The sequence below is a fragment of the Uliginosibacterium aquaticum genome (assembly GCF_012972705.2).
Taxonomy (GTDB): Bacteria; Pseudomonadota; Gammaproteobacteria; order Burkholderiales; family Rhodocyclaceae; genus Uliginosibacterium; species Uliginosibacterium aquaticum.
The window spans coordinates 1,027,280-1,051,429 of sequence record NZ_JABCSC020000001.1 but is presented as its reverse complement, the minus strand read 5'-3'; the positions used below and the strand labels follow the sequence as shown (position 1 = coordinate 1,051,429).

At 63.7% G+C, this 24,150-nt stretch carries 22 protein-coding genes; 19 read left to right on the top strand and 3 right to left on the bottom strand.

The genetic code is table 11. From position 1 onward, the window contains the following. Positions 1-8: 8 nt before the first annotated feature. From urtC to ureG, 11 genes are all read left to right on the top strand, one after another. Positions 9-1,112, top strand: coding sequence for an urea ABC transporter permease subunit UrtC (gene urtC, locus HJ583_RS04775; protein ID WP_170020861.1), 1,104 nt, complete (start codon positions 9-11; stop codon positions 1,110-1,112). Further along, complete coding sequence (gene urtD, locus HJ583_RS04770) at positions 1,109-1,975, top strand: urea ABC transporter ATP-binding protein UrtD (protein WP_170020860.1); 867 nt, start codon at positions 1,109-1,111, stop codon at positions 1,973-1,975. Before urtC ends, urtD begins: the two co-directional genes overlap by 4 nt. A 68-nt stretch (positions 1,976-2,043) precedes the next feature. Further along, positions 2,044-2,736, top strand: coding sequence for an urea ABC transporter ATP-binding subunit UrtE (gene urtE / locus HJ583_RS04765; RefSeq protein WP_170020859.1), 693 nt, complete (start codon positions 2,044-2,046; stop codon positions 2,734-2,736). A gap of 155 nt (positions 2,737-2,891) precedes the next feature. Beyond that, positions 2,892-3,767, top strand: coding sequence for an urease accessory protein UreD (locus HJ583_RS04760; RefSeq protein ID WP_170020858.1), 876 nt, complete (start codon positions 2,892-2,894; stop codon positions 3,765-3,767). A gap of 92 nt (positions 3,768-3,859) precedes the next feature. Continuing rightward, on the top strand, positions 3,860-4,162 hold the full coding sequence (ureA, locus tag HJ583_RS04755; protein ID WP_170020857.1) for an urease subunit gamma: 303 nt from the start codon (positions 3,860-3,862) through the stop codon (positions 4,160-4,162). 140 nt (positions 4,163-4,302) lie between these two features. Continuing rightward, positions 4,303-4,881, top strand: coding sequence for a HupE/UreJ family protein (locus tag HJ583_RS04750; protein ID WP_170020856.1), 579 nt, complete (start codon positions 4,303-4,305; stop codon positions 4,879-4,881). Between the two features lie 10 nt (positions 4,882-4,891). Next, positions 4,892-5,197 carry an urease subunit beta gene (locus tag HJ583_RS04745; protein WP_170020855.1) on the top strand — a complete coding sequence of 102 codons (306 nt, stop codon included), beginning with the start codon at positions 4,892-4,894 and terminating at the stop codon, positions 5,195-5,197. 1 nt (position 5,198) lies between these two features. Continuing rightward, positions 5,199-6,899, top strand: a complete 1,701-nt coding sequence (ureC, locus tag HJ583_RS04740; RefSeq protein WP_170020854.1) for an urease subunit alpha — start codon at positions 5,199-5,201, stop codon at positions 6,897-6,899. A gap of 93 nt (positions 6,900-6,992) precedes the next feature. After that, a complete protein-coding gene (gene ureE, locus HJ583_RS04735; protein ID WP_170020853.1) occupies positions 6,993-7,478 on the top strand; it encodes an urease accessory protein UreE in 486 nt (161 codons plus the stop codon). 2 nt (positions 7,479-7,480) lie between these two features. Continuing rightward, positions 7,481-8,155, top strand: coding sequence for an urease accessory protein UreF (locus tag HJ583_RS04730; RefSeq protein ID WP_217423319.1), 675 nt, complete (start codon positions 7,481-7,483; stop codon positions 8,153-8,155). 10 nt (positions 8,156-8,165) lie between these two features. Further along, positions 8,166-8,789 (top strand): urease accessory protein UreG, encoded by a 624-nt coding sequence (gene ureG, locus HJ583_RS04725; RefSeq protein WP_170020851.1) that lies wholly within the window; start codon positions 8,166-8,168, stop codon positions 8,787-8,789. A gap of 48 nt (positions 8,790-8,837) precedes the next feature. Here ureG and HJ583_RS04720 read toward each other — a convergent pair whose 3' ends face one another. Continuing rightward, complete coding sequence (locus tag HJ583_RS04720) at positions 8,838-10,646, bottom strand: ExeM/NucH family extracellular endonuclease (RefSeq protein WP_170020850.1); 1,809 nt, start codon at positions 10,644-10,646, stop codon at positions 8,838-8,840. Between the two features lie 305 nt (positions 10,647-10,951). On the opposite strand from HJ583_RS04720, the gene HJ583_RS04715 reads away from it, so the two are divergent. The 4 genes from HJ583_RS04715 (at position 10,952) to HJ583_RS04700 (ending at position 17,712) form a co-directional block, all read left to right on the top strand. Further along, complete coding sequence (locus HJ583_RS04715; RefSeq protein ID WP_101941671.1) at positions 10,952-12,265, top strand: MFS transporter; 1,314 nt, start codon at positions 10,952-10,954, stop codon at positions 12,263-12,265. A gap of 162 nt (positions 12,266-12,427) precedes the next feature. Next, a complete protein-coding gene (gene mutS / locus HJ583_RS04710; RefSeq protein ID WP_408058179.1) occupies positions 12,428-14,965 on the top strand; it encodes a DNA mismatch repair protein MutS in 2,538 nt (845 codons plus the stop codon). A gap of 5 nt (positions 14,966-14,970) precedes the next feature. Beyond that, positions 14,971-16,164 (top strand): MFS transporter, encoded by a 1,194-nt coding sequence (locus HJ583_RS04705; RefSeq protein ID WP_170020848.1) that lies wholly within the window; start codon positions 14,971-14,973, stop codon positions 16,162-16,164. Positions 16,165-16,380: 216 nt separating this feature from the next. Continuing rightward, positions 16,381-17,712: a methyl-accepting chemotaxis protein gene (locus HJ583_RS04700; protein WP_170020847.1), complete on the top strand. Its 1,332-nt coding sequence runs from the start codon at positions 16,381-16,383 to the stop codon at positions 17,710-17,712. Between the two features lie 9 nt (positions 17,713-17,721). Here the strand turns inward: HJ583_RS04700 and HJ583_RS04695 are convergent, their stop codons facing one another. Continuing rightward, on the bottom strand, positions 17,722-18,132 hold the full coding sequence (locus tag HJ583_RS04695; RefSeq protein WP_216821658.1) for a winged helix-turn-helix transcriptional regulator: 411 nt from the start codon (positions 18,130-18,132) through the stop codon (positions 17,722-17,724). 159 nt (positions 18,133-18,291) lie between these two features. On the opposite strand from HJ583_RS04695, the gene HJ583_RS04690 reads away from it, so the two are divergent. Then, positions 18,292-18,846: an NAD(P)H-dependent oxidoreductase gene (locus HJ583_RS04690; RefSeq protein ID WP_101941287.1), complete on the top strand. Its 555-nt coding sequence runs from the start codon at positions 18,292-18,294 to the stop codon at positions 18,844-18,846. Positions 18,847-19,031: 185 nt separating this feature from the next. Continuing rightward, positions 19,032-19,919 (top strand): hypothetical protein, encoded by an 888-nt coding sequence (locus HJ583_RS04685; protein ID WP_170020846.1) that lies wholly within the window; start codon positions 19,032-19,034, stop codon positions 19,917-19,919. 22 nt (positions 19,920-19,941) lie between these two features. On the opposite strand, the gene HJ583_RS04680 is transcribed toward HJ583_RS04685, so the two are convergent. Further along, positions 19,942-22,110, bottom strand: a complete 2,169-nt coding sequence (locus tag HJ583_RS04680) for a dihydroxy-acid dehydratase domain-containing protein (protein WP_170020845.1) — start codon at positions 22,108-22,110, stop codon at positions 19,942-19,944. A gap of 208 nt (positions 22,111-22,318) precedes the next feature. Here HJ583_RS04680 and HJ583_RS04675 point away from each other — a divergent pair, with 208 nt between their 5' ends. Beyond that, positions 22,319-22,855 carry a TRAP transporter small permease gene (locus tag HJ583_RS04675; protein ID WP_170020844.1) on the top strand — a complete coding sequence of 179 codons (537 nt, stop codon included), beginning with the start codon at positions 22,319-22,321 and terminating at the stop codon, positions 22,853-22,855. Positions 22,856-22,867: 12 nt separating this feature from the next. Then, entirely contained in the window at positions 22,868-24,145 is a 1,278-nt protein-coding gene (locus tag HJ583_RS04670; RefSeq protein WP_170020843.1) for a TRAP transporter large permease subunit, read from the top strand. Positions 24,146-24,150 lie beyond the last annotated feature (5 nt).

Below are 24,150 nucleotides of genomic sequence, written 5' to 3'. Positions count from 1 at the left end.
TACAAGTAATGAACAAGACCCTCACCGCCCGCCTCTTCGGCCCCAAGGCCTGGGCAGCACTGGCCGCCTTTGCCGCCGTCACGCTGATTCTGGTCCCCATCCTCAACCTCGTCGTGCCGGAAACCAGCGCCCTGCACCTCTCCACCTACTGGGTGACGCTGATCGGCAAGATCATGTGCTACGCCATCGTGGCATTGGCCATGGATCTGGTGTGGGGCTACACCGGCATCCTCTCGCTGGGTCACGGCATCTTCTTCGCCCTCGGCGGCTATGGCATGGGCATGTACCTGATGCGCGCCATCGGCCGCGAAGGCAACTACCAGAGCGACCTGCCGGACTTCATGGTCTTCCTGAACTGGAAGGAGCTGCCCTGGTACTGGCAAGGCACCGAACACTTCCTGTGGGCCATGCTGCTGGTGGTACTGGTGCCGGGCCTCCTGGCCTTCATCTTCGGCTACTTCGCCTTCCGCTCGCGCATCAAGGGGGTGTATTTCTCGATCATCACCCAGGCCATGACTTACGCCGCGATGCTGCTGTTCTTCCGCAACGAAACGGGTTTTGGCGGCAACAACGGTTTCACCGATTTCAAGCGCATCCTCGGCTTTCACATCGCAGCGCCGGAAACCCGTGTCGTGCTCTTCGGCCTGACCGCCACGGCGCTGATCGGCTTTCTGCTGCTGGGCCGCTACATCGTTACCAGCAAGCTCGGCCGGGTGCTCGCCGCGATCCGCGATGCCGAGTCGCGCGTCATGTTCTCCGGCTACAACCCGCTGCCCTACAAGCTCTTCATCTGGACCCTGTCCGCCGTGATCTGCGCGATTGCTGGAGCGCTCTACGTGCCACAAGTGGGCATCATCAACCCCGGTGAAATGAGCCCGGCCAACTCGATCGAAATCGCCATCTGGACGGCGGTGGGCGGGCGCGGCACCCTGATCGGCCCGCTGATCGGTGCCGGCCTCATCAACGGCGTGAAGAGCTGGTTCACCGTCGCCTTCCCCGAAGTGTGGCTCTACTTCCTCGGCCTGATCTTCATCCTCGTCACCCTGTGGCTGCCACGCGGCGTGGTCGGCCAGATCCAGAGCTATTTCAGCAAGCAGGAGAAGCGCGCATGAACGCCGCTGCGACCACAGAAAAGAAACCCGGTCTGCCGATCTCCGGCGCCGAGAGCGCCTTCGACCGTGCCGTAGGCCTGGAGCGCCCGGTTGATTCGAGCCAGCTCGACACCACGCACGGCGTGATCCTCTACCTCGAAGGCATCACCGTATCCTTCGACGGTTTCAAGGCGATCAACAATCTGAATCTCGCCATCGACAAGGGTGAGCTGCGCTCCATCATCGGCCCCAACGGCGCCGGCAAAACCACCATGATGGATGTGATCACCGGCAAGACCCGTCCCAGCGCCGGCACCGCTTTCTTCGGCCAGACCATCGATCTGACCAAGCTCAACGAGGCGCAGATCGCGCACGCCGGTATCGGTCGCAAGTTCCAGAAGCCGACCGTGTTCGAAGAGCTCTCCGTGTTCGAAAACCTGGAACTGGCGATGAAGACCGACAAGGGCATCTGGTCCAGCCTGTTCTTCAAGCTTACCGGCGAAGCGCGCAGCAAGATCGAGCAGAAGCTCGAACTCATCCGCCTCAAGGAGCAGGCCCATCGGCCCGCCGGCTTGCTCTCGCACGGCCAGAAGCAATGGCTGGAGATCGGCATGCTGCTGATGCAGGAACCCCTGCTTCTGTTGCTGGATGAACCTGCGGCCGGCATGACCGATGAAGAAACCGAGCGCAGCGGTGAGCTGTTCCTAGAGCTGGCTGGCGACTACACCCTGGTGGTGGTGGAGCACGACATGGATTTCATCAAGCAGATCTCCGCCCGCAACGGCAAGGTCACCTGTCTGCACGAAGGCCATGTGCTGGCCGAAGGCTCGCTCGAGCAGGTGCAGAACGATGAACGAGTGATTGAGGTGTATCTCGGCCGCTAGCCGGGATATGTAGGGTGCGCATTGCGCACCGCATGGATGGTGCGCATTGCGCACCCTACGGAATGAATATGCTGACCATCGAAAACCTCAACCAGTATTACGGCGGCAGCCATACCCTGCGCGGCGTTTCGCTTTCGCTCAAGCAAGGCGAAGTCACCACCCTGCTGGGCCGCAACGGCGTGGGCAAGACCACGCTCCTCAAATGCCTGATGGGCCTGTTGCCGGTGGCCAAAGGCTCGGTATCTTTTGACGGCCGTGACATCACCAAGGCCGCGCCCTATACCCGCGCCGGGCTGGGCATGGCCTATGTGCCGCAGGGGCGCGAGATCTTCCCACGCCTCACGGTGGAAGAGAACCTGCTGATGGGGCTGGCCAATGGCAAGGCCTCGCGCGGCGTGCCGGGCTACATCTACGAGATGTTCCCCGTGCTGAAAGACATGCTTGGGCGCCGCGGCGGTGACCTCTCCGGCGGCCAGCAACAGCAGCTTGCCATCGGCCGCGCGCTGGTCATGCGCCCCAAGCTGCTGATTCTCGATGAACCCACCGAAGGTATCCAGCCCTCGATCATCAAGGACATCGGCGCGGCCATCCGCAAGCTCGCCGAAGGGAGTGAAATGGCCATCCTGCTGGTCGAACAGTATTATGATTTCGCCGAGTCGCTCGCCGATCAGTACGCAGTCATGGCGCGCGGCGAAATTGTCAAGGCAGGCCCCGGCAGCGAGATGCAGGCGGAGAATGTGAAGAGTCTGGTCGCCATCTGACTTAACACCCAACTCTGGTGCATCATCACGCACCAAGCACGTGCTGATGCACTAAAAACAAGCTTCAAACCTGTGTGCGTACTGCCGGGAGTCGTTTCCCCGACATGGCACCGCTCTTGCTATGCACCGGGATAGGCTTTTGAACCTGAACTCGAGTGAACGCCCCCGCTGATCCGACGCTCCTGCCCCCCCTCACCCAGCCCCAAGGCTGGCAGGCTTCGCTCGCCTTGCGCGTGGAGAACCGGACGGGGCGCAGCGTGCTCGCCCGCAATCAGCACTACGGCCCGCTGCGTGTGCAGAAGGCGCTCTATCCGGAAGGCGATCCGGTCTGCCAGATCCTGATGCTGCATCCGCCGGCAGGCATCGCCGGCGGTGACCAGTTGCAGATCGAAGTCGAAGTCGCCGCCGATGCTCACGCCCAGCTCACCACGCCCGGCGCGGGCAAGTGGTACAAGGCGCGCGGAGTGGATCAGCCCCTTGCCACGCAGGACATCACACTGAGCGTGGCCGCTGGCGGCAAACTGGAATGGCTGCCGCAGGAAGTGATCGTCTTCGATCAGGCACAAGCGCGCGCCACCACCACCATCAACCTCGCCGAAGGCGCCCGCGCCATCGGTTGGGACATCCTGTGTCTGGGCCGTCAGGCCAGCGGCGAAGACTTCAGGACCGGCTCATTCCGTCAGCGCCTGCGCCTGCAGCGCCCGGACGGTACGCCACTCTGGCAGGAAGCCATGCATCTGCAAGGCTCGGACAGCACCATGCGCTCGCCTGTCGGGCTCAATAACAAGCGGATTTTCGGCACGCTGTGGCTGGCCGGCATTACGCCGGACGCTACGCTCACCGAATCGCTGCGCTCGCTCGCCATCAGCACCGGCACATATGGGCTATCGGCCCTGCCACAGGTTACGATCATTCGCGCCATGGCAGACTCTGCCGAAGCGATCCGCCAGTATTTCGAAGCAGTCTGGGCCATGGCCCGGCCGCATGTATTGCAACGCGAGGCTGTAGCCCCCCGCATCTGGAAAACCTGAACACCCCGAATCCTGTAGGAGCGGCTTCAGCCGTGAATGTTGTTCGCCGCTGAAGCCGCTCCTACAACAAGCACTTCACCACAGGACATACCATGGAACTCACCCCCCGCGAAAAAGACAAGCTGCTGATCTTCACCGCCGGCCTGCTCGCTGAACGCCGCAAGGCGCGTGGCTTGAAGCTCAACTACCCGGAGGCCGTGGCGTTCATCAGCGCTGCGATCATGGAAGGCGCCCGCGACGGGCGCAGTGTTGCCGAGCTGATGAGCTATGGCACGACTTTGCTCAGCCGCGACGATGTGATGGACGGGATCGCCGAGATGATCCCCGAGATCCAGGTTGAAGCCACATTCCCCGACGGCACCAAGCTCGTCACCGTCCACCACCCGATCATCTGACGCACATGAATAAATCTACTGCGCACGCCAATCCCGAAGTTGCGGTGCTCAAGGTACTTGCGTACGCCGCCACGCCTCACTTCGGCCTTGTCGCGCTCGCTACGATTTCTTCACGCGCTTAATCCCTCAAGGAGTCCACCATGAAACGCGCTCTGATTGCCCTCGCCGCTCTGCTCCCCGCCTTCGCCTTCGCCCATGCCGGTGGTGATCATGTCCACGGCTCGGCCCTGTTTGCCGGATTCAGCCACCCCTTCACCGGTCTGGACCACATGGCCGCCATGATCATGGTCGGCGTGTGGAGCATGCTGGCCTTCCGCCACAACACACGTGCCGCCCTCATCACGCCTGCGGCCTTTGCCGGCGTGCTGCTGATCGGCGGCCTGCTCGCGTTCTCAGGCGTACAGGCTGGCGCCGTCGAACCGATGATCGCTACTTCGCTATTGGTGCTGGGCCTGCTGGTCGGCCTGCAGGTGAAACTGCCCGCCATCGTCGGCGCAGCGATTGCCGCAGCCTTTGCACTCTTCCACGGCCTCGCCCACGGTGCCGAGCTGCCAGCCCAACAAGCACTGGCCGCGCTCTCCGGCATGGTCGCCGGCACATTGACCTTGCATGTCTTCGGCATGTTGCTGGCCCGCTTCGCGCTGGAACGCAGCGTGTGGCTGCCGCGCCTGTGTGGTGCAGCCGTCGCCCTGTTCGGTTTCACCCTGCTGGCAGCTTGAGGAGCTCACGATGATCCCCGGCGAACTTCTTGTGGATGACGGCGAGCACGAACTCAACGTCGGCCGCCGCTCCCTCAGCCTGAGCGTAGCCAATACCGGCGACCGGCCGATCCAGGTCGGCTCGCACTACCACTTTGCCGAAACCAATGCAGCGCTCGCCTTTGACCGAGCCGCCGCCCACGGCATGCGTCTGAACATCGCCAGCGGCACGGCCGTGCGTTTCGAACCAGGCCAGAGCCGCACGGTGGAGCTGGTGGATTACGCCGGCGAGCGCAAGGTTTTCGGCTTCCGCGGCCTCGTGCAAGGAGCACTCTGACATGGCAAAGATTTCCCGCCGCGCCTACGCGGAAATGTTCGGCCCCACCGTCGGCGACCGCCTGCGTCTGGCCGACACCGACCTGATCATCGAAGTCGAGAAAGACTTCACCATCCTCGGCGAGGAAGTTAAGTTCGGTGGCGGCAAGGTGATCCGCGACGGCATGGGCCAGAGCCAGCTGCCCGCCGCAGAGGTAGCCGACACCGTGATCACCAATGCGCTGATCATCGACCACTGGGGCATCGTCAAGGCCGACATCGGCATCAAGAACGGTTACATCTCCGGCATCGGCAAGGCAGGCAATCCGGACGTGCAGCCGGGCGTGACCATCGCCATCGGCGCAGCTACCGAAGTGATTGCCGGCGAAGGCCAGATCATCACCGCCGGCGGCATCGACACCCACATCCACTTCATCTGCCCGCAGCAGATCGACGAAGCGCTCATGAGTGGCGTGACCACCATGATCGGCGGTGGCACCGGCCCGGCCACCGGCACCTTTGCCACCACCTGCACGCCCGGCCCCTGGCACATCGCGCGCATGCTGCAGGCGGCTGACGCCTTCCCGATGAACCTGGGCTTTCTCGGCAAGGGCAATGTGAGCCTGCCGGGGCCATTGAGGGAACAGGTTGAAGCCGGCGCCATCGGCCTCAAGCTGCATGAAGACTGGGGCACCACCCCGCAGGCTATCGACACCTGTCTGGGCGTCGCCGAAGAGCTGGATGTGCAAGTCGCCATCCACTCCGACACCCTCAACGAATCCGGTTTCGTGGAAGACACCGCCGCCGCCTTCAAGGGCCGCACCATCCACACCTTCCACACCGAAGGCGCGGGCGGCGGCCACGCGCCGGACATCGTCAAGCTCGCCGGCATGAAGAACGTGCTGCCCAGCTCGACCAACCCGACGCGCCCCTACACGGTGAACACCATCGACGAGCATCTGGACATGCTGATGGTCTGCCACCACCTTGATGCTTCAATTGCTGAAGACGTGGCCTTTGCCGAATCGCGCATCCGCCGCGAAACGATTGCCGCCGAAGACATCCTGCACGACATCGGCGCGCTATCGATGTTCTCTTCCGACTCGCAGGCCATGGGCCGCGTCGGTGAGGTGATCATCCGCACCTGGCAGACCGCGCACAAGATGAAGCAGCAGCGCGGCGCGCTAAAGGGCGACGGTGAGCGCAATGACAACTTCCGCGCCAAACGCTACATCGCCAAATACACCATCAACCCGGCCATCGCTCACGGCATCAGCCATGTGGTCGGCTCGGTCGAGGTCGGCAAGTTCGCCGATCTGGTGGTCTGGCGCCCGGCCTTCTTCGGCGTGAAACCCTCCACCATCATCAAGGGCGGCATGATCGCCGCCGCCGCGATGGGTGACGCGAACGCTTCGATCCCCACGCCGCAGCCGGTGCACTACCGCCCGATGTTCGGCGCCTTCGCCGGCGGCCTGAAGACATCGCTGACCTTCGTGTCACAAGCCTCACTGGACAAAGGCACACTCAAGGATCTGGGCCTCGCCAAGCCACTCGTGGCAGTGAAGAACATCCGGGGCGTCACCAAGGCCGACATGATCCACAACGACTGGTGTGGCGACATTTCGGTCGACGCCGAAACCTATGAAGTGCGTGCCGATGGCGAATTGCTGACCTGCGAACCAGCGACCAGCCTGCCGATGGCACAACGCTACTTCCTCTTTTAATCGCCGTCATCCCGGCGCAGGCCAGGATCCAGATGCCACGAAACACTGGATTCCGGCCTTCGCCGGAATGACGTCCAATCCGAATTTGTTGACATGCTCCTGATCGAATCCCTCGGCCCCGCCGACACCCCGGCCACTGAAAAACTGATCCTCGATTTCGACGCCCGTACCAAGAGCCGCCTGCGCACCAAACTCGCCTCCGGTGAAGAGGTGGGCCTCTTCCTGCCGCGCGGCACCATTCTGCGCGGTGGCGACAAGCTGCAGGCCAAGGATGGCCGCATCGTGGAAGTGATCGCAGCGCCCGAAGCACTGGTCGAAGCCCGCTGCGCCAGCGCTTTTGAGCTGGCCCGCACCGCTTACCACCTCGGTAACCGTCACGTCGCCGTGCAGGTCGGCGAAGGCGCTTTGCGCATCCAGCAGGATCACGTGCTCGAACACATGCTCGAAGGCCTCGGCGCCGAGCTGCTACACATCGTAGCTGCTTTCGAACCTGAAGCTGGCGCCTATGCCCCAGGCCATCACCACTCTGAGCGTGGCGCCACTGAAGCCAAGATCCACGTCATGGGCGGCAGCGCTTGAACCTGCAACTCGTACGCCTGCTGCATCTCGCCAGCCCGGCCTTGCCGGTCGGCGCCTTCTCTTACTCGCAAGGGCTGGAATGGGCGGTTGAATCGGGCGCGGTCACGTCAGAAGCCGCCGCGCAACGCTGGATTCGCGACGCCCTGCATTTAGCACTGGCCCGCTGTGAAGCCCCAGCCCTGATCGGTCTGCTGCGGGCATGGAAAGCGGGCAACGCTTGCGAAGTGGCGCGTCTGAACGCTGAGTTCATCGCCACCCGCGAAACCAGCGAATTGCGCGCCGAAACCCTGCAAATGGGCTACTCGCTGGCGCGCCTGTTGCGCGATCTGCCGGACACACCAGAGGCCACCAAAACCGCGTTGCTCGAGCTGCGCGAAATCGCCTTCCCTACCCCTTGGGCCACAGCGGCAGCGCACTGGCAAATCGAGGAGCTAGACGCCGCCAACGCCTATCTGTGGGCCTGGCTGGAGAATCAGGTGATGGCCGCCGTGAAACTGGTACCACTGGGCCAGACCGCCGGCCAGCGCATGCTCGTCGCGCTGGCCGAAGACCTGCCGGCCCTCGCGCTTGAAGCCGTTCGCCGAGCGGATACAGAGGACTGGGAAAACTTCACCCCCGGCATGACGCTGGCAAGCAGCCAACACGAAACCCAATACACAAGACTCTTCAGATCCTGAGGTACGAAACATGAACTCAACATCTCAACCCCTGCGCGTCGGCATCGGCGGCCCGGTCGGCTCCGGCAAGACCGCCTTGACGCTCGCTTTATGTACGGCCCTGCGCGATAAATACAACATCGCAGTGGTCACCAACGATATCTACACCGCGGAAGACGCGCAGTTTCTGGTGCGCAACGAGGCCTTGCCGGCCGAGCGCATCCTCGGCGTGGAAACCGGCGGTTGCCCGCACACGGCGATCCGTGAGGATGCCTCGATCAATCTGGAGGCGATCGACCAGTTGAACCGGCGTTTCCCGGGTCTGGAGATCATCTTCGTGGAGTCCGGCGGCGACAACCTCGCGGCGACTTTCTCGCCGGAACTCTCGGATCTCACGCTGTATGTGATCGACGTCTCGGCGGGCGACAAGATTCCGCGCAAGGGCGGGCCCGGCATCATGAAGAGCGACCTGCTGGTCATCAACAAGATCGATCTGGCTCCGCTGGTGGGCGCCTCGCTGGAGGTGATGGATCGCGACTCGAAGAAGATGCGCGGCGCCAAGCCTTTCGTCTTCAGCAACCAGAAAACGGGCCAGGGCCTAGCCGAAATCATCGCCTTCATTGAAACCCAGGGCATGCTGCGCACGGCAGCCTGAAGGCTGGGGCACCCTTGGGGTGCTCAGCCCCAAAGGGGGCAGACTGCTTCAGCGCAGCCGGATATCCACGTAGAGCGGATCGTGATCCGAGCTGCGGAACGGATCCGGCTGATAGTGATCCGGGGCGCAGCTTCGGCAAGCCGGCTGACGAAACTCCAGGTTGTAATCCAGATAGACCGGCTCATCGGCATTGATATGCCAATGCCCTGCACTGACGATCCGAGGCCATAGGCTTTCGTTCGAGAGGGCATGATCGAGCGCGCCCGACTCTCCGTCGAACACGTAGGAATAGGGCTTCGTATCGAAACGCGCGATCTGGTCGACCAAGCCGTTATGAACCAGGTCCAGTACCGGCGCTTCGCGGGCATAGGCATTCAGATCGCCGATCAGCAATACGTCCTGCGCTCCGCTGCGCCGCTGCATGGCGCTGATGAAGGTGCGCGTCGCCTGCGCCTGCGCCACCCGCCGGGCATTCCAGCAGCCCTGACCGTCGCCCAGATCCCCATCCAGGCTTCCGGGTTCTGACGGGCAACGCCCCTTGGACTTGAAGTGAGCCACGATCACGTTAAAGCGCCGCCCTTGCGCAACCAGGGTCTGCGCCAGCAAGGGGCGGTTATGTACCGGGCGGCTATCGCTCACGCTTGCTCCGAGCGGCACAACCCGCGCGGGTCGATAGATCATAGCGCTGCGGATCGCATCGCTCCCGGCGCCCCCCTCCGGCAGAGACACGCTGGCATAAGTCCCGGCTCCCAGCCGATCGTTCAACCCGGCCACCAAGTCCTGCACCGCTTCGTTGCCACGGTTCTCAACTTCCAGCAAGCCCACCACATCCGCGCTCAAGGCCGCCAGGGCGTGGATGATCTTGGTGCGCTGACGCTGCAGCTCCATTGCGCTGTCGGCGCCGCGGCAATCATTGCGGGAAGCCCCGGGTCCGCAGTCCGCTCCGCTGCGATCCAGCGTAATGAAGTAATTCTGCAGATTGAAGCTGGCGATGCGAAGGTCGCCTTTCGGCGCCGGAGGCAGCTCGGGACGCGGATTGCCGCGCGTGAACAGGGGGGGGGTAAGGGGATGAAGGCGATACTCTGTCAGCCCGGCTCCCTCGTTGCCGGACAAGCCGTAGTCGATCACGCCCAATAGCGACTGCACACGATCCCCGACCCGCACCTGCCCCCCGCTGCCCGGATAGGGAGTGGGATCCGGATTCTGGCGGCTACTGCCATCATCGAGCACGATCCGCCGGCGGGCATTTTCCGCGGCGAGAGCCCGCGCCTCCGCGGAGCCCGCCACGAACTGGCTGAGAGGGCGCATCAGGCGCCCACCTGCTGCCAGCGTAAGCTGGCCGTAACGGCCGAGAAAGTAGTTCTGGGTCACGGTCAGCAGCCCGGGCAATTCAACCAGCATGCCCTCCACCCGCTCAAGATCGCCCTCTGCTGCCGGGGGAAACATGATCCGCTTCGGCACCGGCGACGGGCCTGAGCTCAGGATATCGACCTGCACACGCGTCAGTTCGGTATGCGGGTTGGCGCGCGCCAGCGCGCTGCTCTCCGGCACATACTCATTCACGCCCCCCTGGACCCTGACCCGATCTCCTGGCGTTACCCAGGGCATCAGGCCCTGATGCACGTAGATGCCGTCCGAAGTGCTCTCATCACCATCACCAGTTTCGTCCTGCATGAAGAAGCCGAGATTGGTCACTAAGCTCACCACCCCGGTGGTCGTGACGCTCTGCCCCTCCAGCGGGCTACGCGCACCTCGCCCCTGGATCTGCGGGATCGACACGACCACCGAGGGTTCTGCAGCCTCGGCAGCAAGGGCAAGACAGAGGAAGGCAACAAGGAACAGCAAGACGTTTTTCATGCAATTCGGGGGACGGTACGGCCAGGCAGCCGCAAACTATACCTGCCCTGCTCCCCACAAAACACCTGCTTGCAAAGCAGGAATTTGCGTGCCATTGGCCGCGCGAATATGATTACCGCCCCGACTGTCGCACGGCGGATGATGCGTGCGGCGGCCAGGGCCGGCCTGCGAATTCTGCGCCACGCGCAAGCTGACTCCTCCTGCGGCACGCCCCTCAATCCTCACGCCCCTCCCGGCCCGGGTCTGCTGAGTTCGGGTCGCAGTTGTTTGCCTCTGCGAGCTGGCGCGACTTCGATGTACAGACCATGACCACCTACGATTCGACCCCTGCACCATCCCGTCCCATGGGACGCGAGGACTACAAGACTCTTTCCCTGTCCGCGCTCGGCGGCACGCTGGAGTTCTACGACTTCGTCATTTTCGTATTCTTCTCGGCCACACTGGGCCGCCTGTTCTTTCCATCCACCCTGCCCGACTGGATGATCCAGCTGCAAACCCTGGGCATCTTCGCGGCCGGCTATCTGGCGCGCCCGCTGGGCGGCATCATCATTGCGCACTACGGCGACAAACTCGGTCGCAAGCGCATGTTCACGCTGTCCATCTTCCTTATGGCGGCGCCCACCCTGCTCATCGGCCTGTTGCCGACCTATGAGGTCATCGGCGTGGCCGCCCCATTGTTGCTGCTCGCAATGCGCGTACTGCAAGGCGCCGCTATCGGCGGAGAAATGCCAGGCGCTTGGGTCTTCGTGTCCGAACACGTACCGCCACGCCATTCCGGTTTCAGCGTCGGAGTGCTGACCTCGGGCATCTGCGGCGGCATCCTGCTCGGTTCGCTGATCGCGATCGCCATCAACCGCAGCTTCACGCAGGAAGAAATCGGCAGCTATGCCTGGCGAATTCCCTTCATCCTCGGTGGCCTGTTCGGATTCATCTCGGTGTATCTGCGCCGCTTCCTGTCCGAGACCCCGGTTTTCAAGGAACTCGCCGCACAGCGTGCACTGGCCGAAGAAATGCCCGTCAAGACCGTGCTGCGCGAGCACCGCGCGGCCTGTCTGCTGACAGGAGCCTACACCTGGTCGCTGTCCACTGCCGTCGTGGTACTGATCCTGATGACGCCGACCCTGCTCCAGAAGATGCACCACATCGCGCCAGCCACAGCGCTCGAAGCCAACTGCGTCGGCACCCTGATGCTGGTGCTCGGCTGCGGCTTCTTCGGCTGGCTGGCTGATCGCGTCGGCATGCGTCTGACGCTGCTGATCAGCTGGGGCGGTCTCGCCCTGAGCGCCTACCACTTCTTCACCGTGCTGCCCGCCGGCGTGAGCTATGGCGAGCTGGTGTTCAATTACGGCCTGATGGGCTTCTTCGTTGGCGCCATCGCCACCATGGCCATTGTTGGCGTGCGCGCCTTCCCACCCATGATCCGTTACTCAGGCCTGTCCTTCGCCTACAACATCGCCTACGCAATCTTCGGCGGCCTGACGCCCGTGCTGACTCAGTTGTGGCTGCAGAAGGATGCGCTGGCCGGCGCACACTATGTGGCGCTGGTATCGGTACTGGCGATGCTGCTGGCCTTCACCTCGCTGGCAGCCTACGGCTGGGCCAACGAACACCGTCGGTAAGCTGCCCGCGGGCCTGTCCCTGCTCGCTGGGGGCAGGCCTTCTGCAGGGGCACGTTCACCGAGCTGTTACAATTCCCGGCTTCGCACCCACACAGCAGGAAGCCCAGCTTGCAGCCCTTCAAGCCCCTCAGCGACCAGGAACTCGCAGCTCATACCCCCATGATGCAGCAGTACCTCCGGATCAAGAACCAGCATCCGGACACCCTGCTTTTCTATCGCATGGGCGACTTCTACGAGCTGTTTTTCGAGGATGCCGAGAAAGCCGCACGGATTCTGGACATCACGCTCACCACGCGTGGCGCCTCAGGCGGCATGCCGATCAAGATGGCCGGCGTACCGCATCACGCGCTGGAGCCGTATCTGGCAAAGATCGTGAAGATGGGCGAATCCGCCGTGATCGCTGAGCAAGTGGGCGAGCCGGGCGCCACCAAGGGGCCGATGGAGCGCGCCGTGGCGCGTATCGTCACCCCCGGCACCCTGACCGACGCCGCCCTGCTGGACGAACGCGCCGAGGCGCCGCTGCTGGCGGTACAACTCCATCGCGGCGTACTGGGGCTAGTGTGGCTGAACCTCGCCAATGGCGACTTCCGCCTGGTCGAGACCGAGCCCGAGAACCTGATCAGCCATCTGGAGCGCTTGCGCCCGGCCGAGGCGCTGATCCCCGAATCGCTCAAGCTGCCGGCGCTGGAAGCGCGCGTGCCGGCGATTCGGCGTCTGGCCGACTGGCAGTTCGATGCCAAGACCGCGCAGGAACTATTAACCGGCCACTTCGGCACCCGCGATCTGGCAGGCTTCGGCGCCGAAGGGCTGAACGTGGCGCTCGCCGCCGCCGCCGCGCTGTTTGAATACGCGCGCAGCACCCAGCGCCAGACGCTCGCCCACATCACCACGCTGAAAGTCGAGAGCGAGGGCGACTACCTGCGCATGGATGCGCAGACTCGCCGCAATCTCGAAATCTCCGAAACCTTGCGCGGCGAAGCTGCGCCCACCCTGCTCTCGCTGCTGGACCTGACCGAAACCAGCATGGGTTCGCGCTGGCTGCGCCATGCCCTGCATCACCCGCTGGCTTCGCGCAATGCCTGCCGCGAGCGCCACGCAGTAGTCGGTGCGCTGCTGGGCGACGCTGGCGATGGCCCGCTTAATGCCGTGGCCGCAGCACTACGCCCGATTGCCGATATCGAACGCATCGCCACCCGCATTGCGCTGACCAGCGTGCGCCCGCGCGAACTCGCCGCGCTGCGCGAGAGCCTTGGCGCGCTCGACTCGGTGCGTGCGCCGCTACCGCAGGCTGATTCCAGTCTCCTACAGCACATCCACATGGATCTGGAAACCCCGCTCGACACACTCCTGCTCTTGCGCGCCGCGATTGCCGAAGAACCGGCCACCCAGGTGCGCGACGGCGGCGTGATCGCGCGCGGTTATGACGCGGAGCTGGACGAGCTGCGCGACATCCAGAACAACTGCGGCGAGTTCCTGATCGCGCTGGAAGCGCGTGAGCGCGAGCGCACCGGCATCGCGACGCTGAAGGTCGAGTTCAACCGGGTGCATGGCTTCTACATCGAAGTCACCCACGCCAACACCGACAAGGTGCCGGAGGACTACCGCCGGCGCCAGACCATGAAGAATGCCGAGCGCTACATCACGCCCGAACTGAAGGCCTTCGAGGACAAGGCCCTGTCCGCGCAGGACCGCTCGCTGGCGCGCGAGAAGATGCTCTACGAGGCACTGGTCGCCCAACTCGCACCGCAAGTGCCGCGCCTGCAACAGATCGCCCACGCCGTGGCCCTGCTCGATGGCCTCAACGCCTTCGCTCAGGCTGCGGCACGTTTCGACTATCGCGCGCCCGAGCTCTCGGACGAGCCCGGCATCGAGATCACGGCCGGCCGCCATCCGGTGGTCGAGCGTCAGGTCGACGCCTTCATCAGCAATGACACCCGCCTCGCCCCGACGCGCCGCATGCTGCTGGTCACCGGCCCGAACATGGGCGGTAAATCGACCTACATGCGTCAGGTGGCGCTGATCGTGCTGCTCGCCCACTGCGGGTCCTTCGTGCCGGCGAGTGCCTGCCGCATCGGCCCGGTCGATGCAATCTTCACGCGCATCGGCGCATCCGACGATCTGGCTTCCGGCCGCTCGACCTTCATGGTCGAGATGACCGAGGCGGCAGCGATCCTCAACGGTGCCACCGACAGAAGCCTGGTGCTGATGGACGAAATCGGCCGCGGCACCTCCACTTTCGACGGCATGGCGCTGGCCTATTCGATCGCCAAGCATCTGCTCGACAAGAATCTCAGCTATTCGCTCTTCTCCACCCACTACTTCGAGCTGACCCGCCTCGGCCAGGACTACCCGGAGTGCGCCAACGTGCATCTGGGCGCGGTGGAACATGGCCACAGCATCGTCTTCCTGCATGCGGTGCAGGACGGCTCGGCCTCGCAAAGCTACGGTATCGAAGTTGCCGCGCTGGCGGGCATTCCGCCGGCGGTGGTGCGCGACGCCAAGCGCCGCTTGCGGGCGCTGGAAAACCGCGAAGTGGCGAGCGGCCCGCAGGATGATCTGTTCGCCTCGCTGCCCGAACCGGAACCCGCGCAGGTCAGCCATCCGGCCTTGTCGGCGCTGGCCGAAATCGACCCGGACAGTATGACCCCGCGCGAGGCCATGGAAGCACTCTACGCGCTGCGCAAAACCCTGCAGCAGTAAGCGCCATGGAGCACCCCACCCTGCCGGCAAGCCAGTTACTGCACGCGCGCATCGCCACCAAGGCCCACTTCTTCATCTGCGGCCTGCTCTTCGCCACCTGGGGCGTGCATGTGCCCACCGTGAAGGCGCAGTTCGGCCTCAGCGAGGCTCAGCTGGCCTGGCTAATGCTGGCCGCCGGCATTGGTTCGCTGATCTCGCTCGCCCGCGTGGGCGGCTGGGTGGCACGCCACGGCGCGCGCCCGGTGGTGCTGTGCGGCGCCAGCGTGGTCTGCGCCAGTCTGGCTGCCCTGCTTTTCGCGCCCGGCTATGTGGTACTCATGTTCCTGCTGTTTGCCTTCGGGCTGGGCAGCGGCGGCTTCGATGTGGCGATGAATGCCGAAGCCGTGGCGGTGGAACGCGAGATGAGCAAGCCGATCATGTCGTCCTTCCACGGCTTCTTCAGCCTGGGCGGACTCGCGGGCGCGCTGATCGGCAGCCTCGTCGCCGAAGCAGGAGTTCGCCCGGTGCTGCACGTTGCACTCACCTGTGCGGCGGGTTTTGCCCTGGTGTGGTTTGCCGCGCGTGCCATGCTGCCCACCCACGCCACCCATTCGCCGGAAGAGCAGCATCAGGGCTTCCGCCTGCCGCATGGCGTGCTGTTGCTTCTGGGCCTGCTGGCCGCGCTGGCGCTGGTCAGCGAAGGTGCGATGTACGACTGGAGCACGCTCTACATGAGCCAGGAGCTGGCCAGCCCGGCCAGCATCGCCGCGCTGGGCTATGCCGCCTTCTCCGGCGCGATGGCGGCCGGCCGTTTCGGTGGCGACTGGCTGCGTGGACGGCTGGGCGCCAGCCGCACCCTGCAGTGCTCGGCCTGGCTGGCCGGTGCGGCCATGCTGCTGACCCTGCTGATCGGCGAACGCTGGGCCGCCATCGGCGGTTTCGCTCTGGTCGGGCTGGGGCTTTCAAACGTGATCCCGGTGCTGTTCTCGGCCGCTGCCCGTGTGCCCAATGTGTCGCCCGCCAGCGGTATCGCCGGCGTTTCCGGCATTGGCTATCTCGGCTTCATGTGCGGCCCGCCCCTGATCGGCGCCATCGCCGAGCACAGCACTCTCGCCACCGGCCTGCTGGTTGTGGCCTTCTTCGCCGTCCTCGTGGCCTTGCTGACGCCCCATGCCATGCGCGGCATCTCACGTCCGGACGCCACCAAAGTTCCGCACTGACGCCAAAGGCCGACGCAATACCGGCCTCTCTACGCATCTCCGGGCGCCCCTTCGGGAAAAAGGGTTTTCCCTGCTCAAGCCCCTGCTCCTGCCTGCCGCTATTTCTTGAAGCAAGCCCATCCCGGTAATGGATGGTCCGGCCGCATGCCATGCAAACCCGTCCGCTTCGCTGTGCCGGCGAGAGTCAGACCATGCGCCGCTCAACAGGAGAAGCGCATGTTCGGCCCTTCAAGAAAACAAGCCCAGGAAATCACGGAACTGCGCACCGAGCTTTCATCCCTGCGCGAAATTGCCTCAGCACTGGATCGCAGCGTGGCGCGTATCGAGTTCGGCAGCGATGGGGTGATCCGCAGTGCAAATTCTCTTTTCTGTCAGACGATGGCTTATGCCGCCAGTGAAGTGATTGGCCGGCACCACCAGATCTTCTGCGAACCCGCCTTTGCAAACAGCGATGAATATCGTGATTTCTGGCAGCGCCTGCGCCGTGGCGAGTCTTTTACGGGCAAGTTCCGCCGCCTGCGCAAGGATGGCGCCACCGTCTGGCTTGAGGCCACGTATTTCCCGGTAAGCGATGCAGAGGGCAAGGTCTGCAAGGTGATCAAGATCGCCAGCGACGTCACGGAACGCGTCAAAGCTGCAGAGCAAAGCCAAGCCCTGCTCGATGCCCTTAACCGCTCGATGGCGGTCATCGAATTCGATATGCAGGGCCGGATCATCACCGCCAACCCTCCCTTCCTCGCCGTCATGGGTTACCGCCACGACGAGATCACCGGCCAGCATCACCGCATTTTCTGCACCGCCAGCCATGCCGCCAGTGCGGAATATGCTGAATTCTGGCGCGCCCTCAATAGCGGCCGGTTTTTCACCGGCCTTGTGGAGCGCGTCACGAAACAGGGGCAAACAGTCTGGCTTGAGGCCAGCTACAACCCGGTGCTGGATGAACAGGGCAAGCCCTGCCGGGTCGTGAAATTCGCCAGCGATGTCACGCAGCGCGTGCTGCGCGCGCAGGCCGAGCATCAGAGTGCAGAAACTGCCAGCGAAGTTTCACTGGAGGCCGAAGCGCTTTCCAACCATGGCAATCTGACTATTCTTGACACGATTGCGCAGATGGAAAAGCTGTCCTCCCAGATGAATGCCTCGTCGGGTCAGGTGTATGGCCTGGGTGAGAAGACCAGCCAGATCACTTCCATCGTCAATACGATCAAGGAAATCGCCGACCAGACCAATCTGCTGGCCCTGAACGCCGCCATTGAAGCCGCACGTGCGGGAGAATCGGGGCGCGGCTTTGCCGTGGTGGCCGATGAAGTCCGCAAGCTTGCAGAGCGCACCAGTCTGTCCACCGGGGATATCTCGCGGATGATCAGCGAGATCCAGAGCGAAACCCGCACGGTGATCGACAGCATGGACAAGAGCCTGCAGGGGGTTGAAGAAGGCACCCGCATGGTTTCGGACGTCGGCACAACGATCCGCCAGATTCAGGACGGCGCGGGGAAAGTCGTCACTATCGTGCAAGAACTGAAGGAGGCGGCGGCACATTCAGCCAACTGAGCCCCCCGCTCAGGGCACTTCAGTCAGGCCGCTGCGCTGGTCATAGCTCTGCTGAGCGGCCAGGATGCCGGGCATGTTGGATTCGGCCCAGCGCGAAAGATGCTCGATGGTTTCGGCCAGCGTGTTGCCAAGCCCAGTCAGCGAGTATTCGACCGTGACCGGCACCGTTGCAATCACGCTGCGCCCGATCAGGCCATCACGCTCGAGCTTCTTGAGCGTCTGCGACAAGACCTTTTGCGATACGCCATCCACCTCGCGGCGCAACTGATTGAAACGCAGGGTGCCGCCGCGCAGGCGGCCGATCACCAGCAGCGCCCACTTGTCCGCAAGGCGATCAAGCACCAGACGGGCCGGACAATGACGGGAATAGACGTCATAGGCGCCGGACATGCAGCGCTCACTCGAAGTCACTACAGACATGGTTTCTCCAAGGTAACCAGGTGAGTACAAAGTGCCTTCTTGTTGACCTGGTTTCCAGAAGATACCATCCATCCAGACTCATCGCGAGCGAGCCAAACGCTCATGCCTGAAGCGATACAGATTTTCTCCCCAGCAGTGCCCAATTGAAAGGACGTCCTCATGAGCAAGATCGTCGTTGTGTATTTCTCCGGCTATGGCCATACCCGCCGCATTGCTGAAGCGGTTGCCGCAGGCGCCAGCGCATCGCTGCTTGCAGTCGACAGCGAAGGCAATATCCCGGAGGCCGGCTGGGATGAGCTGGCAGCCGCCGATGGCATCATCTTCGGCGCGCCGACCTATATGGGTTCCGCCCCCTGGCAATTCAAGAAATTTGCCGATGCCACCTCCAAGGCCTGGTTTACCCGCGCCTGGCAGGACAAGGTCTTCGGCGGCTTCACCAATAGCGCCAGCCTCAATGGCGACAAGGCCGTCACACTGATCAGCCTGCAGACCCTGGCTTCGCAGCACGGCGGCATCTGGGTGAGCCTTGGGCTGCCGCCGGCCAACACGCTGGCCTCCACTCGCCAGGACGTCAACAACCTCGGCGGCTCGGTTGGCCTGCTGGTGCAATCGCCATCCGACGCTGGCGCCGAAGCCATTCCGCAAGGCGACCTGGATACCGCCGGAAAGTATGGCGCACGGGTGGCCGAAATCGCCTCACGCCTGAAGGCCTGAAGCCACTTGATACATCGCACGGGGCTGCCACGGCAGCCCCTTTTTTTGGGCGCAAACAGCCGACGACGTGATCGGCAATCTGGGCAAGCCTGCAGAATGGCCAACAGGGGCGAATATGCTGAAGGGCGGCTTCAGATATCTGTCGCAGCGACCGTTATGACTGCATCCGCCTTCTTGCGCCTGCCATGCTCCAGCCTCTCGTACAGCACCTCATCCCACTGCTGACTCTGCTCTTCTGCCTGTTCGGCAGCACCACACTGCAGGCAGAGATCTTCACCCTGACGGCGGCGGAGAGCGGGAGCGATCCGCGCACTTCCTACAACCTGAAACTGGTGACGCTGGCGCTGGAGAAAACCCGCGCGGAATACGGCGATTACGAGATCCGAACCAGTGCGCCCATGAATACTGCACGGGCCTTGGCTGAAGCCAGGGCCGGTAGCCTCACCAACCTGCTGGTGATGACCACTTTTCAGAATGCCTTGCTGGACCAGGGCCTGGACTACGCCCGCTTTCCGGTTGATTTCGGTGTGACCGGCTACCGCGTGTGCTTCGTTTCCCCGGCGGCCCATGATGCAATTGCCCGCCTCGAAAGCTTCGAAGATCTACGCAAGTACACCATCGCCCAGGGCCTGGGCTGGGCGGATGTGAACATCCTGCGCCACAACCGGCTCACGGTGCAGGAGGTTGGCAGCTACGAGAGCCTGTTCGGCATGGTAGCCGCCAGCCGGGTGGATCTTTTTTGCCGCGGCATCAATGAGCTGGAGCCCGAGCTGAAGAGCCATGAAGGGCAACTGAACCTGCTGGTGGACAGCTCTTTCGCCCTGGCCTATCCCTTGCCACGCTTTTTCTTCTCCAGCGCACGAAATGGCCCGGCACTCCAACGGATTACCCGCGGCATGCAGAGGGCGTACAAGGACGGCTCCCTGCGCAAGCTCTGGCTGTCGGAGTTCCGCAGCGCCCTGGAGTTCGCCCACCTCGATCAGCGTCGCATCTTCCACCTGCAGAACCCGGACATCGGCCGCATCGATTTCGATTACCAGAAGTATTACTTCGACCCCAAGAAGCCCTTCTGATCACCCTTGGCCCTGCGCAGCCTCAGGCTGGCCAGCGCAGGGTGGCGCGCTTGTGCACCGCCAGAGGCACCACGCCGTATTCAGCGTCGGTCACGCCTTCCATCATGCTGCAGGCTGCCACCTGCAACTGGCGTTCCTCGATCCGCGCGCGGCGCGCGGCCACCAGTTCCGCGCGGGCCGGCGCTGCCGGCAAGGGGCGCAGGCGGCCGGCGAGGAAGTCTGGCGTATCGAGCAGATCGATCCGGCGTTCGGCCAGTTGCACCCACAGCAGATCGCCATCGACCAGCGCGCCGATACCGCCGCCCTCATAGGCTTCTGGCACCATGTGGCCGACGCAGGCGCCCTTGGTCACGCCGGAGTAGCGGCCGTCGGTAATCATGATCGAAGTCTTCTCGATCACCCCGTGATGGCGCATGTACTGGCTCGGCGCGAACATCTCGGGCATGCCGAAGGCCTTCGGCCCTTGCCCGGCAATGACGAAGGCGAAGGCCAGCACGCCACTGGTGATCATCTCGGTGACGCTCTGGTCGGCCGGCGCTCCCGCGTGGCGGCGGATCGCGGCGAGCAATTCGGGGGTCAGCGCAGGTCGTGCGGCGAGGCGTTCGACGAGATTGGTCGAGCGCAGGTCGTCGTTGCAGTCGATCTCGTTCTCGTAATAGCGCACCAGAAACACACGGCCGTTGAACCGTTGCCAGGACTCGCTGCTCATGCCGGCAACCTTCAGCGTGCAGGACGAGAAGAAGTTGCCGCGCATCACGTCGGTGCCGGAAATGGCGCGGATCGGCTGGATGCGAATCACCGACTTTTCCTGCGGCAGCGCCGGCGACACGGCCACCGGAATCGCCGCCACACGCTGGCGCCAGGTGAGGCCGGCCACGGTCGGCGCGTCCAGATCCATCGGCACGCCCAGATCGGTGAGCACCTTGAACAGGCTGGTCATGCCGTGGTGCAGGCCGGCAGCGGCCTGCTGGGCCAGCACGAAGGTGTCGCGCCCCTCGGTGAGGCTGTGGGCAAACACATCCGGCACGGCGTGTGAATCGCGCACGCGGGCGTAGTCGAAGAGGCTCACGTCATAACCGGCATGGCGCATCACGCAGGGCATGTGCAGCATCAGGTTGGAGGAACTGCCAGTCGCCCCGTGGATGCGGATGGCATTGGCGTAGTTCTTCTCGAGCAGATTGCAGACCGAATACTCGGGCTTGTTGAACATGCGGAAGAGTTGATCAACATTGCGCTGCACGACATCGGTGCCCGGCTCGTCGGTCAGCAACTCCGATTCGGCCGGCACGAAGCCGAGCGCCGCGACCAGGGTGCGCGAGGAGTTGCCGGTGCCGTTGAAGGCACAGATGCCGCCCTTGTCGTCGCAGGTGGCGGCCGCCAGCTCGTTAAGAATCGCATCGGCCTCGGCACGCGTCACCAGGCCCTTCTCCTCCGCGCGCTGCAGATGGCCGAGAAAAGCTTCGTCCGACGAGCACTGCAGGATGTAGTGGCAATTCTCTTCGATGTCCGCAGCCAGCTGGGCGTCGCCTGCGGCAATGGCGGCGTCCTGGATCGCCTGCAGTTTCTGGCGCGTGCGTTTCGGAATCGTGCCGCCCTTGAGCACATGCGCCGGCACGAAGATCGCCCACACCGGCGCGGTGCCGCGTGCCGGCTGGCGCCGGGCGCGATCCGCCGAGGCGAGGCCGGAGAGGATGCCGGTCGGCGTCTTGTCGCAGCCCGAGAGCACATAGGCCGCGTGGTAGCTGTGGCCCTCGAAATTGATGTTCACGGCGGTGGCCGTGTGATTGCGCGAGGCCAGCGAGTAGCTCTGGCCAATATTGCTCTGCGCGGTGCCGTCGCAGATCACCGGAATGCCGAAGGTAAAAGGCACGCCGCCGTTCTGCCAGATGCGCGCGGCAGCACGCAGCGTGTGCTCGTGATCGAACATGTGCGCGGGATGATCCGGCGAGCCCTGGATGATTGCCACGCGCGGGCGGTTAGCGGCCAGGCGCGCCACGATCGCCTCCAGCGAATGATCTCCCAGACCGGCGAACTCCGGCTCATCGCACAGAAGGTCGTCCGCCCGGCGCAACAGCGCCCGCACCGTGATCGGCTCGTTGGCCAGCCCTTGAATACAGCTGCGATAGGGGTTGTAAGCCTCTTCTATATAGAGGTCCGCAAATTCGGGGTTCACGACGGCGGTGTTGTCCATGGCGCTTTCTTCCTTCCGGACCAGCAAGGGCGAGACTGCCCATCGGCTGCGTTCCAGATGATTGTAGTACAACAATACACATGTCGTCGTATCATGGAAAACACCTATGGGCTCATAAGAGTTTCATGCACTACATTTCATCCCAAGCCAGTCCGGTGCGCGAAAACACTCCCGCAGCCGGGCCGGCACGACAGCAAGGAGAATCATCGTGAAACAACTGACCCCGCGCCTCGAACACGCCGTTGAATGGCTGATGGCGCTTGCGCTGGCCGTAATGGTGCTGGCCATTGGCAGCAACGTGGTGCTGCGCTACGTGTTCAATACCGGCATCCCGGCCGCTGAGGAAGTGGCCCGCCTGATGTTCGTGTGGATGATCTTTCTCGGCGCGATCCTGGCCCTGCGCCATGGTTCGCACCTGGGCATGGAGATCCTTCAGGCCCACCTGCCCGCCGGCCTGCGCCGCGGCTGCGCGATCGTCAGCCACCTGCTGATGCTCTACGCGCTGTGGCTGTTTCTCGAAGGCAGCTGGAGCCAGACCGTGATCGGGCTCGACACCTACTCCACCGTGCTGGGCTTCCCCACCGCGCTGATGGCCGGCAGTGGTCTGATCTGCGCGCTGGCCATGCTGCCGATGGTAGGCCTGAACCTGTGGCGCATCGTGACCCGCCATCCGGCCGCCCGTATCCCCGGCGAAGCGCAGGCACACGACCGTGCCCACGCTTCCGACCCCGAAGTTAGCCAGTAAAGAGGCCCGATCATGACACTCGTAGTTTTCCTCGGCAGCCTGCTCGGCCTGATGCTGCTGGGCATGCCGATCGCCTTCGTGCTGATCCTCACCGGCGTGGCATTGATGTTCCACCTGGACTTCTTCGATGCCCAGCTGGTTGCCCAGAACCTGCTCTCCGGCGCCGACAGCTTCCCGCTGATGGCGGTGCCCTTCTTCATCCTCGCCGGCGAACTCATGAATGCCGGCGGCATCTCACGGCGGATCATTGATCTGGCCGTGACGCTGGTCGGCCATATCAAGGGTGGCCTCGGCTACGTGACCATCGCCGCCTCGGTGCTGCTGGCCAGCCTGTCCGGCTCGGCAATTGCCGACACCGCCGCACTTGCCACCCTGCTGATCCCGATGATGCGTGAGCACGGCTATTCGGTGCCGCGCTCGGCCGGTCTGATCGCTGCGGGCGGCATCATCGCCCCGATCATTCCGCCCTCGATGCCCTTCATCATCTTTGGCGTCACCACCAACACCTCGATCACCAACCTGTTCCTCGCCGGCATCGTGCCGGGCCTGTTGATGGGCCTCGCGCTGATCTTTGTATGGACCCGTCTGGCCAAGAAAATGGACGTCACCCCGCAACCCAAATGCAGCTGGGGCCAGCGTGGTCAGGCCGCGGTGGACGGCATCTGGGCGCTGATGCTGCCGGTGATCATCCTCGGTGGCCTGCGTGGCGGCTTTTTCACCCCGACCGAAGCCGCCGTAGTCGCCGCCGCCTACTCGATGTTCGTGGCGATCTTCATCTACCGCGAAGTGAAATTCACTCAGCTGGTCAAGCTGTTGGTCGACGCGGCGCGCACCACCAGCACCGTGATGTTCCTGTGTGCCGGCGCGCTGGTCTCGTCTTATATGGTGACGCTGGCCGATCTGCCGCAACAGGTCACCGAATTTCTCGGTCCGCTGATGCACGATCCGCGCATCCTGATGGCGGCGATCATGCTCCTGCTGCTGGCGGTGGGCACCGTGATGGACCTGACCCCGACCATTCTGGTGATGGGCCCGGTGCTGATGCCGATCGCCCTCAAGGCCGGCATCGACCCCACCTATTTCGGCGTGATGTTCGTGCTCGTCGGCACCCTCGGCCTGATCCATCCGCCGGTGTGCACCGTGCTTAACGTGGTCTGCGGCATCTCCAAGATCTCGCTCGAAAGTGCGACCAAAGGCATCTGGCCCTTCCTGCTCGCCTACCTGATCCTGATCGCGCTGTTCGTGATCTTCCCGGGAATCATCACCGCACCGGTGGCCTGGTTCCGCTGACAGGC

Excerpts from the sequence above, each read along its gene's own strand:
- ureC (WP_170020854.1), top strand. The coding sequence starts at position 5,199 with ATGGCAAAGATTTCCCGCCGCGCCTACGCGGAAATGTTCGGCCCCACC.
- mutS (WP_408058179.1), top strand. The coding sequence starts at position 12,428 with ATGCAGCAGTACCTCCGGATCAAGAACCAGCATCCGGACACCCTGCTT.
- HJ583_RS04705 (WP_170020848.1), top strand. The coding sequence starts at position 14,971 with ATGGAGCACCCCACCCTGCCGGCAAGCCAGTTACTGCACGCGCGCATC.
- HJ583_RS04750 (WP_170020856.1), top strand. The coding sequence starts at position 4,303 with ATGAAACGCGCTCTGATTGCCCTCGCCGCTCTGCTCCCCGCCTTCGCC.
- ureA (WP_170020857.1), top strand. The coding sequence starts at position 3,860 with ATGGAACTCACCCCCCGCGAAAAAGACAAGCTGCTGATCTTCACCGCC.
- HJ583_RS04695 (WP_216821658.1), bottom strand. The coding sequence starts at position 18,132 with ATGTCTGTAGTGACTTCGAGTGAGCGCTGCATGTCCGGCGCCTATGAC.
- HJ583_RS04690 (WP_101941287.1), top strand. The coding sequence starts at position 18,292 with ATGAGCAAGATCGTCGTTGTGTATTTCTCCGGCTATGGCCATACCCGC.
- HJ583_RS04670 (WP_170020843.1), top strand. The coding sequence starts at position 22,868 with ATGACACTCGTAGTTTTCCTCGGCAGCCTGCTCGGCCTGATGCTGCTG.
- HJ583_RS04680 (WP_170020845.1), bottom strand. The coding sequence starts at position 22,110 with ATGGACAACACCGCCGTCGTGAACCCCGAATTTGCGGACCTCTATATA.
- ureE (WP_170020853.1), top strand. The coding sequence starts at position 6,993 with ATGCTCCTGATCGAATCCCTCGGCCCCGCCGACACCCCGGCCACTGAA.
- HJ583_RS04745 (WP_170020855.1), top strand. The coding sequence starts at position 4,892 with ATGATCCCCGGCGAACTTCTTGTGGATGACGGCGAGCACGAACTCAAC.
- HJ583_RS04715 (WP_101941671.1), top strand. The coding sequence starts at position 10,952 with ATGACCACCTACGATTCGACCCCTGCACCATCCCGTCCCATGGGACGC.
- HJ583_RS04685 (WP_170020846.1), top strand. The coding sequence starts at position 19,032 with ATGCTCCAGCCTCTCGTACAGCACCTCATCCCACTGCTGACTCTGCTC.
- urtC (WP_170020861.1), top strand. The coding sequence starts at position 9 with ATGAACAAGACCCTCACCGCCCGCCTCTTCGGCCCCAAGGCCTGGGCA.
- HJ583_RS04720 (WP_170020850.1), bottom strand. The coding sequence starts at position 10,646 with ATGAAAAACGTCTTGCTGTTCCTTGTTGCCTTCCTCTGTCTTGCCCTT.
- urtD (WP_170020860.1), top strand. The coding sequence starts at position 1,109 with ATGAACGCCGCTGCGACCACAGAAAAGAAACCCGGTCTGCCGATCTCC.
- ureG (WP_170020851.1), top strand. The coding sequence starts at position 8,166 with ATGAACTCAACATCTCAACCCCTGCGCGTCGGCATCGGCGGCCCGGTC.
- urtE (WP_170020859.1), top strand. The coding sequence starts at position 2,044 with ATGCTGACCATCGAAAACCTCAACCAGTATTACGGCGGCAGCCATACC.
- HJ583_RS04700 (WP_170020847.1), top strand. The coding sequence starts at position 16,381 with ATGTTCGGCCCTTCAAGAAAACAAGCCCAGGAAATCACGGAACTGCGC.